General features: G+C 66.4%; 11 protein-coding genes and 3 pseudogenes. 7 read left to right on the top strand and 7 right to left on the bottom strand.

All coding sequences use genetic code 11. The annotated features are described in order from the left end of the window. The 5 genes and pseudogenes from IPG50_11725 to IPG50_11705 form a co-directional block, all read left to right on the top strand. The coding region (locus IPG50_11725; GenBank protein ID MBK6692853.1) for a hypothetical protein at positions 1 to 397 on the top strand (397 nt) is incomplete at its 5' end. 4 nt (positions 398 to 401) lie between these two features. Next, a complete protein-coding gene (locus IPG50_11720; GenBank protein ID MBK6692852.1) occupies positions 402 to 683 on the top strand; it encodes a hypothetical protein in 282 nt (93 codons plus the stop codon). 253 nt (positions 684 to 936) lie between these two features. Continuing rightward, positions 937 to 1,824 (top strand): sigma 54-interacting transcriptional regulator, encoded by an 888-nt coding sequence (locus tag IPG50_11715; GenBank protein MBK6692851.1) that lies wholly within the window; start codon positions 937 to 939, stop codon positions 1,822 to 1,824. Between the two features lie 499 nt (positions 1,825 to 2,323). Next, positions 2,324 to 2,755 (top strand): endo alpha-1,4 polygalactosaminidase, encoded by a 432-nt coding sequence (locus IPG50_11710; GenBank protein ID MBK6692850.1) that lies wholly within the window; start codon positions 2,324 to 2,326, stop codon positions 2,753 to 2,755. An 11-nt stretch (positions 2,756 to 2,766) separates the two neighbouring features. Beyond that, positions 2,767 to 3,415: pseudogene (locus tag IPG50_11705) on the top strand (Uma2 family endonuclease). A 149-nt stretch (positions 3,416 to 3,564) separates the two neighbouring features. On the opposite strand, the pseudogene rplT reads toward IPG50_11705, so the two are convergent. The 7 genes and pseudogenes from rplT to IPG50_11670 form a co-directional block, all read right to left on the bottom strand. Beyond that, a pseudogene (gene rplT, locus IPG50_11700) lies at positions 3,565 to 3,910 on the bottom strand (50S ribosomal protein L20). Between the two features lie 21 nt (positions 3,911 to 3,931). Next, the gene (locus IPG50_11695; GenBank protein ID MBK6692849.1) at positions 3,932 to 4,114 is read right to left on the bottom strand and encodes a 50S ribosomal protein L35; all 183 of its coding nucleotides are present in this window, start codon (positions 4,112 to 4,114) and stop codon (positions 3,932 to 3,934) included. Between the two features lie 139 nt (positions 4,115 to 4,253). After that, on the bottom strand, positions 4,254 to 4,745 hold the full coding sequence (locus tag IPG50_11690) for a hypothetical protein (GenBank protein ID MBK6692848.1): 492 nt from the start codon (positions 4,743 to 4,745) through the stop codon (positions 4,254 to 4,256). Then, the gene (locus IPG50_11685) at positions 4,724 to 6,025 is read right to left on the bottom strand and encodes a hypothetical protein (GenBank protein ID MBK6692847.1); all 1,302 of its coding nucleotides are present in this window, start codon (positions 6,023 to 6,025) and stop codon (positions 4,724 to 4,726) included. Before IPG50_11685 ends, IPG50_11690 begins: the two co-directional genes overlap by 22 nt. Positions 6,026 to 7,347: 1,322 nt before the next feature. Beyond that, positions 7,348 to 8,553: a hypothetical protein gene (locus IPG50_11680; GenBank protein MBK6692846.1), complete on the bottom strand. Its 1,206-nt coding sequence runs from the start codon at positions 8,551 to 8,553 to the stop codon at positions 7,348 to 7,350. Between the two features lie 657 nt (positions 8,554 to 9,210). Beyond that, positions 9,211 to 10,599 carry a hypothetical protein gene (locus tag IPG50_11675; GenBank protein MBK6692845.1) on the bottom strand — a complete coding sequence of 463 codons (1,389 nt, stop codon included), beginning with the start codon at positions 10,597 to 10,599 and terminating at the stop codon, positions 9,211 to 9,213. A gap of 247 nt (positions 10,600 to 10,846) precedes the next feature. Then, the gene (locus IPG50_11670; GenBank protein ID MBK6692844.1) at positions 10,847 to 11,830 is read right to left on the bottom strand and encodes a hypothetical protein; all 984 of its coding nucleotides are present in this window, start codon (positions 11,828 to 11,830) and stop codon (positions 10,847 to 10,849) included. 1,272 nt (positions 11,831 to 13,102) lie between these two features. On the opposite strand from IPG50_11670, the pseudogene IPG50_11665 reads away from it, so the two are divergent. Then, positions 13,103 to 13,595, top strand: a pseudogene (locus IPG50_11665) (SRPBCC family protein). Continuing rightward, positions 13,585 to 13,953, top strand: coding sequence for a helix-turn-helix transcriptional regulator (locus tag IPG50_11660; protein ID MBK6692843.1), 369 nt, complete (start codon positions 13,585 to 13,587; stop codon positions 13,951 to 13,953). Before IPG50_11665 ends, IPG50_11660 begins: the two are co-directional and overlap by 11 nt. Positions 13,954 to 13,960: the final 7 nt, after the last annotated feature.

The following is a 13,960-nucleotide window of genomic DNA, read 5'->3' as shown; positions in this document are numbered from 1 at the left end:
GACCAACGTGGCCCGCCCTGCCGCAGAAGACTGCGATCGCGCCCTCGGGGTTCCTGACACGGCACAGGAGATCCGCCGCGAGGCGGAGCGGCGTCTCGCCGTCGCGCTGCCACGGGTCGCAACGCTCGAGGTGCGGGGACCTCGTGGCTTCACCGCCCGAATCGACGGAGCGCCGAAGAGGCGTTGCCCATCAAGCGACGCCTTCCCTCCGGGCCCGCATCGCGTCGTCGTGACGGAGCTGCGCACGACCCGAGAGCAGACGCATCAACTGCTCATCGACGCCGGCGCAACGCGGGCCATCGAGGTGGCGGCGGAAATCTCGCCGGCAGCGCCGAGACAGGTCGAGGCGGCGCCGCCGCCACCGCGAGAGGCGCACTCGGTGCCAACGGCGAGCTGATCGCTTGGGGCTGGGTGGCGCGCTCGCCGCGACGGCGGGCGTGTTCGGCGTGCAAACGCTCGACGCCAAGTCGGCCTACGAAGACGGCCCCACCCCAGAGACCCTCGACACCTTCCGACGCGATCGACTGCTGACGAACGTCTTTGCGGGGGGCGCTATCGTTGCGCTCGGCGTCGGCGTGGTCGTTTGGCTCGTCAGCGGCACCCAGCGCTCGGCCCGCGCAGGCCGTTTCGCGGCGGCACCTCTCGTAGGATTCGAGGAACCATGGCAACGGACGACGCGCTGACGGAAGCGGTACCCAAGGGGCAGGCGTCGGTGCGCGTTCGCGCCGCAACGTTGGACGGTGCGGTCGGCCCCCGACGCGGGCCTGCGCGCGTCGAAGCGCCACGCTTCGTGGTGGGGAGCGGTGACGGCGCAGGACCTGCGTCTCACCGACACGACGGTGTCACGAGAACACCTAACGCTCTTGTTCGACGCGGACCGATTGATCGTGAGGGGACAACGGCAGCCGCAACGGCACGGTGTTCGGCAGCTTGCGCGTGCACGAAGCAACGCTCACAGGCGACGCCACGCTCACCTTGGGCACGACGTCGTTGGCGATTCAACCTGACTCGGGCTTGAGCGATCTCGTGGCGGGGCCACCGGGATCATTTGGCGCCGCCTTGGGCGTGTCGACGGCGATGCGTCACGTCTTCGGCACCCTCGAGCGCGCCAGTGGAACCGACGTCACCATCCTCTTGGAGGGCGAGAGCGGCGGGAAAGAAGTGTCGCGCGCGGCGTCCACGACGAGTCTCCGCGCCAGGGCGGCCCCTTCATCGCCGTGGGGACTGCGGCGCCATTCCCGAGGGTCTCATCGAGAGCGAGCTGCTTGGTCACGCGAAGGGCGCCTTTACCGTGGCTCTTCAAGAGCGGATGGGACTTTCGAGCAGGCCCACGGCGGCACGCTCTTCTTGACGAGATTGAGAGTTGCCGCTCGAGATGCAGCTGAAGTTGCTGCGCGTGCTCGAGCTTCGCACCGTGAGGCCCGTGGGGCGGCCGCGACGAGAAGAAGATCGACGTCCGGCGTGGTCGCGGCCACGAACCGTCACTTGGCCCCGGCCGTCGCCGACGGGACCTTCCGCAGGATCTCTTCTATCGATTGGCCGTTGCCCGCGTGGTCGTCCCGGCCGCTCAGATCGCATCGACGACTCGAGCCCCTCGCGGCGATTTCCTCCGTCGCGCGCGTTGGGGCGCGACGACGTAGAGCTCGCGCCGGACATCGCGGCGATGCTTCGGTCGCATCGCTGGCCCGGCAACGTGCGCGAGCTAAAAAATGTCATCGAGCGCCACGCGCTCCTCGGCGTGCGAGAACGCACAGCGCTCTTCGATGGCGACGGGCCGTTGAACCCGCTATCGGACGACGCCCTGTGGGCCATGCCGTTTCATGACGCGAAGCGTACGGTCCTCGAGGGGTTCGAGCGCAGGTACCTCTTCGCGTTCTCGCTCTTCCTGTCGACGGGCGCGAGGCGTGCGCCGCGCTCGGTGACGGCGCTGACGACGCCGACGGCGAGATGGCCGTCAGCCAGGACGAGGCCGAGCTGCGACGGCGAAGGCGCGACGCGGGTGCTGACGCACGGACCCCGCCAGGCGTGCGCGATGCCGGGGCCCAGACGGATGCCGCGCCATCGCCCCCCACCGTCGACGCGTCGGTTCCGCCGCCGCCGCCGCCGCCATCGGCCCGCGGTGGATGCCAAAGCCTGGAACGTCGTGGCAATGGCAGCCCAGTGGGACGGGCAACCTCGACACTTCCTTTGAACGTCGCCGCTTACGACATCGACCTCTTCGAGACGAGCCAGGCGACCATCGACGCCTTGCACGCGGCGGGTCGCAAGGTGATCTGGCTACTTCGACACGGCCTACGAGCCGGGTCGCCCTGACTCGGCGACGCTGGCGCCGTACCGACACAACGCGGTCAAAGGTTGGCCCGGCCAATATTGGCCTGATGTTCGCGAGCCGGTCGTCGTCAACGTGATGAAGTCGCGCATCGCGATGGCGGCGCAGCGCCACTGCGATGCCGTGGAGGCCGATGACGTCGACTCCCGCGACAACAATCCCGGCACCGGCATCACTGCCGGCGAGCAGCAGGCGTTCATCCGCACGCTGGCCGCGGAGGCCCACGCCCAGGGGATGTCGTTCGCGCTGAAGAACGACCTCGCGGACATCCCGGCGCTCTTGAACGATGTCGACTTCGCCATCAACGAGGAGTGTTTTGCTTACAACGAGTGCGATGCCCTCGCGCCGTTCATCCAAGCGGGCAAGGCCGTCTTGCAGGTCGAATACACGTCGGGCGCCCTCAGCTCGAAGAGCGGCCTTCAGTGAGGGCCAACGCCATGAAACTTCGACACACTCATCAAGCACCTGAACCTCGACGCGGCCCGATACGCCTGTCGGTAGAGCAAAAAGCAACCCGCCACGCCGTGCGCTACACTCCGCTGTCATGGCTGATCGGGCCTGCGCCGCCGCGACTTACGACGAGCTTCCTCGCCCTGCCCCGTCATATCACCGGGCAGATCGTGTTCGGTGTGCTCCACGCGCACCTCGGCCGGCCCCGAAACATGCGCAGGCCGCGACGACACTCGGCGAAGAGCTCGGGTCCTCCTTCAAGCGAGGGCGCGGCGGCCCAGGCGGTTGGCTCATCCTGGACGAGCCAGAGCTTCACCTTGGCAATCACGTTATCGTGCCTGACCTCGCCGGCTGGCGACGGGAGCGCATGCCCGAGATGCCCGTCGATAAGGCCTACTTCACGCTGGCACCGGACTGGGTGTGCGAGGTCCTCTCGCCCAGCACGGCATCCCCGACCGAGGCGACAAGCTCAAGGTCTACGCGTCCTTCGAACTTCGCCACGTCTGGTTCGTCGATCCCGAGGCGCAGACGCTCGAGCTCCTCTTGCTCGATGGGAAGGGATACCGCGTGTTCGAGGTCTTCTCCGGTGAGGCGAAGATTCGCGCTGCCCCTTCGACGCCATCGAGCTGGAGCTAGGGCCCTCTGGGCGCGCTGAGTTCGTCGCGCTCACGCCTCACGCCTGCCGCCGAACTGCGGCCGTCGCGAGCGCCACCATAGCGGGCACAAAAGACGAACCCCGCGCTCGGCGAACCGGCGCGGGGTCTTGAACCGTCTCGAGCGCGAGCCTAGGTGGCGGCGGTCTTGACGATCTGGGCGAAGGCCTTGGGATCGAAGATGGCTAGGTCGCTCAGGACCTTGCGGTCGAGCCCGATGTTGGCCTTCTTGAGGCCGTGCATGAGGCGCGAGTAGCTCGTGCCGGCGGTGCGGGCGGCCGCGTTGATGCGGGTGATCCAAAGGCGGCGGAAGTCGCGTCGGCGACGGCGACGGTGGGCGTAGCCAGACCCAGGACTTCATCACGACCTCTTTCGCGTAAGCGAAGAGGCGCGAGCGGGCGCTATGGAAGCCGGAGGCGTGCTTCAGGATGCGGTTGCGGCGGCGGCGAGCCTTAAATCCACGTTTTGCGCGGGGCATGGGAAACTCCTACGTCAGCCGTTAAGGAGGCGCTTGATGCTTCTCCATGGTTCCGTGAACCATGTCGTTGTTGCGGAGGCGACGAAGGCGCTTCCGGGACTTGTTGATGAGCATGTGGTTGCCACCCGCTTGGATCGGCGAACCCGCCCGCTTCCGGTGACCTTGGCGCTTCGCGGCGCTTTTGTTGGTCTTCATCTTCGGCATGACGTCTTCCTTTACCGCTCCGACAGGCCGGCAGACGCCGGTTTGAGCCTGCAAAAAGCGGGGCGCGACTTATGGCTGAGCGGGCCCGGGGTGTCAAGGGGAGGACTGGATGCGGTGAATTAGGCGAGTTTTTGGGCCTTCAGTCGAACCCGGGCACCGGGTCGATGGTCACAAGGCCGCTCGACTGAAACGTGATGCGCGACACACGTCCGTCGGAGTGGAGGATGGCGTGTCCGGCGACTTGGACGGCGTCCGACACTCCGATGTCGACCGTCTCCCCGCTATTGAACGGAGGGACGAGCCCGGGCACTTCGCGCGGATCGCATTTGACCCGTCCCGTCGCGAGCGCCACGCAGCGCGGTCCCGACGGGCCCGCGAGGCTCACCGCGCCCGAGAGATCAGGCCGCGGCAGCCAGACGATGGGGTGCAGTTGCGTATGGAGTCCTTGCTCGACGGTTCCGTCTTGGTGGACGACGAGGAGGCCCGTGCCCCAGGCCGTCGCAGCCCGAACGGACGTTGACACCGTTTCCCGCGATGTGACGGATGGGGGCCAGGCAGCGTAGTTGCCCGGGGCAAGCCAACACTCGAGGTTGTCGCGCAAGAGGCACTTCAGCGACGGCGCTTCGACCAAGTCACGCAGCCCTTCGGTTCCCGCGAGAGGCGACGCCGGCGCTCCGCAAACCAGTCCAAGTTGTGCTCGCCACAAACAGTACCGCTTCGTGTACGGAAATGCGGCGTCGTCGAACCCGCTACGCCAAGTGCCCCTGCGCTGTTCGCAATGGTCTCGAAACCAGAGGGCTCGTAGCCGCACAGCAGGTTGCTTGATGCGTTTGGCGCAACGCAAGGAACCGTATTGTTACCAAATCGACTGCCGATGCCGACGTGCAGCGCGGTCGCACCGCGGGCTGTTGCCCAGATGCTCAAGCCGCTTTGGAAGTAGCGGTTGATGTCTGCAACGCGGCCGCCGTCAAACAACGCGAGGGTCACGTACGAATACGAGCGCAGCGCGCTGACGCGCCCGAACGACGCTGCATGAAGAGGCAAGGTCGTCGGTGCCGAGCAAACGGAGCCGCTGACGACGGTCGGAACGAGTGCGCCATCAGCAGTGAAAGACTCGCGTGCAACCTCAACGGGAACGGCGGTGGACCCGCCCGACGGAACGGTGAACGCGAACGGTGTCGTCACCAAACCCGCGCCTTCGGCACGGAGAAGCACCGTCGCAGGTCGGTCACCATCATTGAACAGGAGGACCTGATGTACGGACGGCGTCCCGATGCGACGTCGGCCAAGGTCAGGCGTGGCCTGCCAACGCAGACGTGCGCCTGAGGCCCCTCGGCGAATCTCCACCGCAAGAAGCCCCTGCGAAGTCTCTATGGAAAGGACGCGGCCAAGAGCGTTGGACCCCAGTGGTGGCGACGGGATGTCCACGGCGACGACAGCAACTTCCTGGTCGGTACCGGGCGCGACGGTGCCAGCCTCAGGCTCGACACGGTACGGCGAATCGGCGACCGCTACGGCCTTCCACGTGAGTGGCTCGGCGTTGCGGTTCTGGATGCGAAACACTCGCGGAGCAATCGTCTGTTGGCAGTCGGGGCTTCCGAAGTCGAGGACGACGGGCGACGCGCGAACGGGACTCGACGTGTCGCGAGCTACCACCCGAACCACTGAGGGCATCCCACCGCAAAGGTTCGAGGGTGCGATGAAGCGGACTTCGCCCGGGCTTCCGAGCGTCAGCGCAGCCGTCCCCGCGACGACGGTCGACCCGACACCAACGTCGACTTCCGCGCGGTCAACTGAAACGCCGGGCCCGCCTTGCACACCCAGCCGCGCCGGCTCATTGCCGCTATTGCGCAAGACAATCTCAAAGCACCCACTCAACTCGACATCACCAAGGTCGACCTCATCAGGCACGCGAAGCCTGGCGCCGTTCACTGAGAGCGTGATCGCGACCTCATGAACCTCCGTCGCAGCCCCGTCGAGAGCGAAGCGGACACTCCCGTGGACGCGTGCCCCCGGGTCACCGACGCCGCCGATGAGGCGACTCGAGATCGACAGTGCCGCAGCGTCCCCCCCGCCCGCCGTAGGGCCTTCGATCTGAAAGACTTCGCTCGGCAGGACCCCGGCAATGCGCCATTGACGAGTGCCGTGGGGAAGTTGGATCGCGTGTTCGGACGCGACGACGTCACCACACGACGCGGCCCCAAGATCGATGTGCGTCGTGGCGGCACGCGCGACGTCTGTTGGATCATCGCAGCCGACCCAGAGCACGGCGCACGTCAGCAAGCGGCGCGCCGTCATTCGAACCCAGGAAGGACGGTAGGAGTCGGCGATGATTCGTCGGCCAGATCACCAAATGTGATGACGCGACCGTCGGCCAGTAACACCCAATAGTGCCTCGTCGTCGCGCCGATATCGATTGCCGCGGGAACCGCCAACGGATCTCCCTTCAACGGCGCCGTTCCGCCCCAACATCGTGCAACTTGTGCGTGCACGGTACACACAGATGGAGCGTACGCTCCCCAGCCTCCCCACGTCATGGCGAGGGCCGAAACCTTGCCGTGAGGTAGCGCGGCGGGAGCCTGCGGAGCGCCGGGAACGTTGCCGCAGGTGACGGTCTCGGTGTCGAGGAGCACGCATCCCTTGCCGCGAGTGCCGTGCGCGTCGACGGCGCCAGCGACCCCTGCCAAGGGTAGCGCAGGGGCGGATATGCCAAAGCCCCAGCACCCATGTTCTGCCAGGTTTCCACTGTTCCGTCGCCAAGCACCACGACGACATCTTGAGACATGGTGTCGCCTCGAAGTGCGCGCGTCACGATACTAGGGAGGAACGTCGGGCCCGTTCCGGCTTGGTTCGCGGCTATGGTGAAGACCGCTCCTGACTTGGCCCGAAAAAAGGAAGCGGCGCCCCCGGTCACGGTGGCTGGCAGTGCGCCCATCGAGGCATAGCCGCCCGCGGCGCTAGGCCCAAGGCATCGCTGGCCGGCGGCGTCGGTCAAGCAAATCCCCGTCGGCTCGCTGATGTGATGAAGAGCCGTCGCAGCGTGTCCTCCAACGACGTGCGGCGGATCCTGAATCGGATGACTGCTGCAGGCAACCTGTCCACCATCGATGAGAAAACACACACCACTCCGCGAGGCGCTCATCCCGGTCGCGCGCGCAAACCCTTGGCCGCGAACCCTGAGCGCCGCTACGGGGCCACAGCCCGGCGGCACCGACCGCAACTGTACGGTGACGTCACGGGGCCCAACGTCGGTCGGGGTGAAGGAGACAGCCAAGTCGGCTTTGCCCTGAGGCGGCACGGTCACCTTCTCGGCGTGGAGGTCGCCCGGAATGAAGTCGACCATCGCGGCAACCGTTCCACGATTCTCCACGGTCACCACTTTGGATGGAGGAGCGCCGACGAGACGAGTTCGCGGAAAAATCGAGTCCGGCATTGACGATCGAAAGGAGCGGGGCGCGAACGCGTTGCACAAGCCTGACGCGTCGTTCGCCATCGGCGGTGTCGATGATCAGCTCGTCAGTCGGGTCGTTAGTGTCCCCCGGCGGAAGTGCTTCGAGCTCGATCCGCCCGGCCTGTTCTGGATGCGCCACACCCGCCGCGGGCGGCGTAATTCGGAACGGCGACGACACGCCTCGTCCAAGGCGTGCGGACCAGGCGATGGGCCGCTCCAGCAAAGACGTCACCGACACGATCCGCCGGCCAGCAGACTCGTGGCAATCTGTCTCTGCGAATTCGACGACGCTTTGATCAATGCCAATTCCCTTGCCAAAGGCCGCGCCACGAAGGGTCAGCTCCTCTTGCAGGGCACACACAGGCCCCTCCGCGGTCAGCTGCACACGTTGCTCGAACGCGGCCGCGGACCGCGGTTCGAAGGCCATTGCAACGGTTCTGCTCTCACCTCCCGGCACCACCAAGTCGCGAGCAAATCGAAACGGTGCGCCGCCTCCGTGAAAGGACACGCGGGCGTCCTCGTCGCCGTAGTTCGTGAGAACTAGGTTGCGTTGACGAAGTGCGCCAAGCTCGGCGATCCCGTAGTCAACAACGTCGTCGGAGGCGGTGAGGTACACGCCACGTGGGACGAACGAGACTTCGTAGCGCTCCTCGACTCCGTCGACCTCGATATCCAAAACTCCGAAGACTGGGCGGCCAGGCAGGTAGAGCGAAGACGGCTTCGCTCGAATGACGATCTGGGCCGCGGCCCCCGGCTCCGTCGTACCCTCGTTCGGACCTTCGACGGCAAACACGCTACTCGGGTTAATGCTCCTAACCCGGAAGCGGCCACTGGTTGAGCGCTCTCGCAATGCCACGACCAGCGTCGCATTGGAGCCACAGGGCACGCGTTGAGCTTGAGGTTCAGAACCGGCCTTCGCCGTCGCCGACAAGTGCTCGTCGCAGGCCACGAGGAGCATGAGGGCGGCAAGCGTGCTGAGGCGCATCACGGGTCGAACACCGTGAGCGTGTTCGAAGCGAACACCGCGGCACGGGCCAATGGATCCCCCTCAAGCGCCAAGGCAGCGCCGGGAAACGCGGTGGCACTAACGCCGGGGAGGAGACGAGAGGCATAGGCCACACCTCCAGAGGCACTGAACCGTACCAGAGCCGGGCCATACAGCCACTGATGGCCAACGACGTCCCCGAGCCGACCCCAATGATGTTGACGCGCCCGGCACCGACGTGGAGTCCGCCGAACCAAAACGAAAAGAGCGTCCGCGCTTCGAGGACGGCCCCTGCGTCGTCGAGCTGCAACAGAAACGTCGCACGGGTCTGCGCCGGAAGGGACACGCCGTGACCTGCGAAGCCGCCGACGTAGGGTCCAGCAACCCAGACATGCCCCGGGACGGCGCGAACCTGGTGAAGTGGAGACACATCAACAGCGGCCGTCTGAAATACGCGAACCCAGTCGAGTGTGCCCGTAAGGCCAACCCTCACCAGGTGAACCCCGACCGGCGTCGCCCCCTGCGAGGTCACGATCCCCATCGCGTGAAACACGGCGTATGCGGTACCGGCGCTATCCCAAGTGGCTCCTGCGCCCCAGTTGTAGGTGCCCGGATAGGCCGACTCGAAGCGCTGCCAGTACGAAACGGAGCCGTCGGGCGCTAGGCGGGCAACAAATGGGACCCGATCGCCCCGCGGTCCGCCGACCGCGGCATCGAAATTGATGTCCCGGCGAGTCCGACCGTTCCGTCGACGAAGAGGTGCACCTCGACGAGCTCGCTCTCAGCCGTGATCGCCGTGACGCGCCGCAGCGAGCGGGACGGGTCGAAGGTATGAACGGTGAGCGCGTCGCTACCGCCACCAATCTCGCGCGTGACGACAGCAAACGAGCTGTCGGCAGCGACGGCAACGTGCGGGAAGCCCATGCTTCGCGGGAAGTTCTTTACCCAAACGAAGGTGCCAAGTGCGTCGAAGATACGGACCGCACCAGCACCGGTTGCGTCGGCCCCGCTGGTAGCTATCGCCCCAGACGGAAAGAGGGCGGCGCGGAACGATTGTTCGTAGGTGGCGAGTTTCACTTCGCGCGCCACCGCCGAACATGCCAGCGCGGGCGCTCCGTCACAGTCTTCGTCCTCAGGCGAAGCACAGTTCTCGATGAGAGGAAGTTGCTGTCCATCGCATCCGTCGCTGTAGTTCGGCCCCCAGGCGTCGCAGTATTTCACTCCGTCGTGGCACAGCCCTAGGCCGCGAGTGGCTGCGGGGCCGGTGTAGCACGCAGCTACAGGGCCATCGGGACACGGGCAGCCATCGAGTCCGTCGGGAACGCCATCACAGTCGTCGTCCGCTCCGTTGCCGCATATCTCAGCGGGCGCGGGGAACAACGTCCCCTCGCAGGCTCCGTAGCCGCTCCCGTCGGGCAGGCACCGGCGCAGGCCGGGCCGACAGATCCCTACCCATGGGACCTGCGGACCGTCGCAGTCGATCGTTTGCCACGCATAGCAGACCGCGTTCTCCTCGTTCACCAAACCGTCGCAGTCTTCGTCGCGCAACTCGCCGGCCGCGACTCGCTCAATGGAAGGCCCGCGATCCCCAAGACAGGATTCTTCCCACTCTCCTTCTGAACTGCAGCGTTGTGTCCCGTCGTGGCAGTCACCTACGCCACGCGTCGAAAGCGGCCCGCTGTAGCACGGCCGGATCTCACCGAATTGGCAGCGACACTCGTCGCTCTCGTTGGCAAGACCGTCGCAGTCGTCGTCTGCCGCGGTGCTGCAGTCTTCTGGACGCGGCGGCACGGCGCCGACGCATTCGCCATACGCGGTGCCGGCGTCGTTGCAACGGGCGCGGCCGGAACGACACGCTCCAACGCCCACCAGGTCTTGTGGGCCAGGAAAGCAATCGCGTTCGGTACCCGCTACGCATCGGCTGGGCGCGGCCTCGCCTCCGGGCTCGTGCACCGCCGCATCAGCGGAGCTCGCTTGCTCCGGTGCCGAGGCCACCGTGCATCCAACGATGGTGATGGCTGCTGCGACACGCGAAACAACCTGTTTCACGGGATCCTCTCGTGCATAACGTGGAGCCAATCGACTGGCCCCGGGCAGAGCGTCGTCCCCAATGGTGAGGGCCGCGTAACTGGACGCGATGAGCAAGAGTCGCCCCAGCGGCGACACGACGAGACGCGGCACCGGATTCGAATGGAGAACCCCGCGAACCGGAAGCGCGGCGAAGGGTTCCCCTTCCGGAGTGAACACGGCGAGCGTGGCGGCGTCCGCCGCACGGCCCTTTGGCCAGTGGCCGTAGCTAACGAATTGAGAGAGCAACGCTGCGCGCCCATCGCCGAGGACCGCGAGGGCGCCTCGCTGAAGGAGGGGGCGCACCCAGCGTCGCTCGAGCAACGACGAGTAGCGGGGCGAGGACGGCGTCCCCCCCGACACCAACGCCATCGAAGGCATTGGCGACCAGCGCTGCCTGAAGCCAGAGATCAGGTCCAGGACCGAAGCGTATGGTCGCGCCATGCGAACCGCCGGCGAGGTCACGCTCCGCGATGGTCCCCTGTCCGTCGAACGTGATGACATGCAATTGGCGCTCGGCCTGCGTCGCATCGGTATAGACGGTCCACGCAGCCCCCAGTGTTCCGGTGGACGATGCATCGACGGAGAGGTCGCCCACAGGTGAAAGGGCGTCGCGGGCCAGGACCTGGGTCACCAGTCCAGTACCGGCGTTGACGCGCATGATGCCGACCGCAGAGCTCGCCGCCGGCTTTGGAAGAACCACATCCACGAACGCAGTTGTCGACCAGTACAGGGCCGCGATCAGAATGTCGCCACCCGGCAGGGCAACGGCATCCTCGAAGGACACCTCGGCCCCGGTGACCTTTCTGATCCACAGGGGTTGCCCGTTCGTGTCATAGCGGATCGCCAGATAGCCAGGGTTGCTCCAGCAGTTTATTGCGGTGCCAGCAACGATCACATCGTAGTCGCACCGATGCAGGACGAGCGTTCCGTCGCGTGCTTGTGTCCCGCGCGGGACCAGCGTCCAAGCGTAGCCCGCCTGCTCCACGAGTACCTGCTCCACGGCCGGGCCCGGAAGTCCAAGGAGAGTCCTTCGGGTGTCCGACGAGGATGCGAAAAGGCTGGTCGCACCGTCGGGATGAAAGACGACATCTGGCTGCCCGGTGCCCGAGCGAATGAACGTGGACCCTGGCGCAAAACACGTCGCAGCGGACGCGCCGTCACAGTCCTCGTCCTCGCGCGTCGCGCAGTTCTCGAGGTCGGCCGGGCGCACGTCGTGCTCGCATAACATCGACATCCCGTCGGGCTGACAGGTTGCGGTCCCCGCCGCGCAGGCCCCTACCCCTTCAGTTCCGGGCGGCCCGCTATAGCAAGCTGCGATGCTCCGAGGCGTACAGACGCAGGAGGGCCCCTCCTCATCGACGTCGCCGTCGCAATCGTTGTCGATGAGATCGCCACAGTCTTCCACCTCTGGCCCGTGGTACCCCTCACACGACGAGCGCGTCTTCGCATCGGACAAGCAGATCTCCCACCCCAAGCTGCACGCGCTTTGGTAGTAGCTGAGGCCTGGCGGTCCGGCCTTGCAAGGGAACGCCTGGCCTGGCGTGCAGCAGCCATCCTCCGCGTCGTGAACGCGCCCATCGCAGTCGAGGTCGAGATCGCTATCGCACTCATCCGGCTGCGGGACGACGGCCCCTCGACACTCACCAAAGCCGGAACCGTCGGGCAAACACGTCATCACGCCTGCCCGGCAGGGACCGAGGTCGACGGTGCCGGCCGGGCCGGGGTAACATTGCGCCTCCACGCCCGGTGCACAACGACACCCCGCCGACGCCTCGTTGACAAGTCCATTGCAGTCGTCGTCGTCGACCGTGTCGCATCGCTCCAACACCGGAAGCACTTGACCCGAGCATTCACCAAATCCAGTGCCAGCCGCGTCGCACCGCTGCGTCCCGGAGCGGCAGCGACCCCAGGAGGAGGTTCCTGCCGGACCTTCGTAGCAAACTCGCTCGGCGCCCGGCTCACAGGGCGTTGCCCCACGAGCGGCAGCATCGACGTCGGGACTGGCCGGCCTTGTTCCGTCCGCACTCTGCGCGTCGCGACCGGGATCGCGATCGCGGCCTGCATCGGCGGCCGCGTCGACCGTAGCACTGGGATCAGCGCCACCGTCGACCGATCCGCGATCAGCGCAAGCGGCGCACGTTAGGGCACACAAGAGCCACGGTCGGGTCACTCGTACGAGGCTCGTATGAAGATCTGGTGTGCGAAAGCCAGGATGTTCCGCGAAGCGTGCGAGCTCGGGGGCGACCATGAGGCGCACATGCCCGTCTACTACCTAGGTAGTAGAAACCTCGCACTTTGACGCCGGCTCACGCACTATCGGCTCCGCGCTACGGCTCGCCTGCGACGCGGTTGCAGTCGGAAACGCGCTGCCGCGACTGGGGCTCTCGCCTCTTCGACCGCAACGGTGGATGACATTTACGCAACCCTTTGGTTGCGCTTCCACCCCGTCGGCGCTCCTCCATACGCAACCAAGAGGTTGCCCATGGACGACGTCCCCGATCGCATCGAGAAGAGCATCTTCCTTCGCGCGCCGCCGTCGCGCGTTTGGCGCGCCGTCAGCGACGCGAGCGCCTTCGGCGCCTGGTTCGGCGTGGTCTTTGATGGCCCCTTCGTGGCGGGAGCGCCGATGCGCGGACGCATCGTCCCGACGACCGTCGACGCCGAGGTCGCGAAGCTCCAGGAGCCGCATGCGGGAAAGCCCTTCGACATCACCGTCGACCGCATCGAGCCAGAGCGGCTCTTCTCGTTTCGATGGCACCCCTTCGCCATCGACGCGGCCGTCGACTACTCAAGCGAGCCCACGACGCTCGTGACGTTCGAGCTCCGCCGGAAGGGGAGGTACGCGGCTCACGATCACCGAGACGGGCTTCCACGGCGTTCCGCTGGCGCGTCGCGCCGCGGCCTTCCACGCCAACGACGGCGGCTGGGCTCACCAGTCGAAGCTCATCGAGAAGTATCTCGCGCATGGCGTCTAGTGTTCGCCACAACAGCCGCGCATCAAGCGCGCAGCGGGCACCGCCAGGCGCGGTTGTACCGGTCTTCGCAGCGCTCGGCGACGAGACGCGCCTCCGCGTCGTGGCTCGCCTGACGGAAGAGGGCCCGCTTTCGATCGCCAAGCTGACGGAGGGCTCGCACCTCACGCGTCAGGCCATGACGAAACACCTGCGCGTGCTCTCCGCGGCGGGCCTGCTTCGAGGTCGACGCGAGGGCCGCGAGAACGTCTTCGAGGTCGAGCCGCGAAGGCTCGCCGAGGCGCGCGGCTACCTCGCTCGCATCTCCGAACACTGGGACGCGACCCTCGAGCGGCTGCGGGCCTTCGTCGAAGACGAATAAGACCGCG

It is taken from the genome of Myxococcales bacterium (assembly GCA_016703425.1).
Taxonomy (GTDB): Bacteria; Myxococcota_A; Polyangia; order Polyangiales; family Polyangiaceae; genus JADJCA01.
The sequence above is the reverse complement of the archived record's forward strand: the minus strand, read 5'-3'. Positions and strand labels throughout refer to the sequence as shown.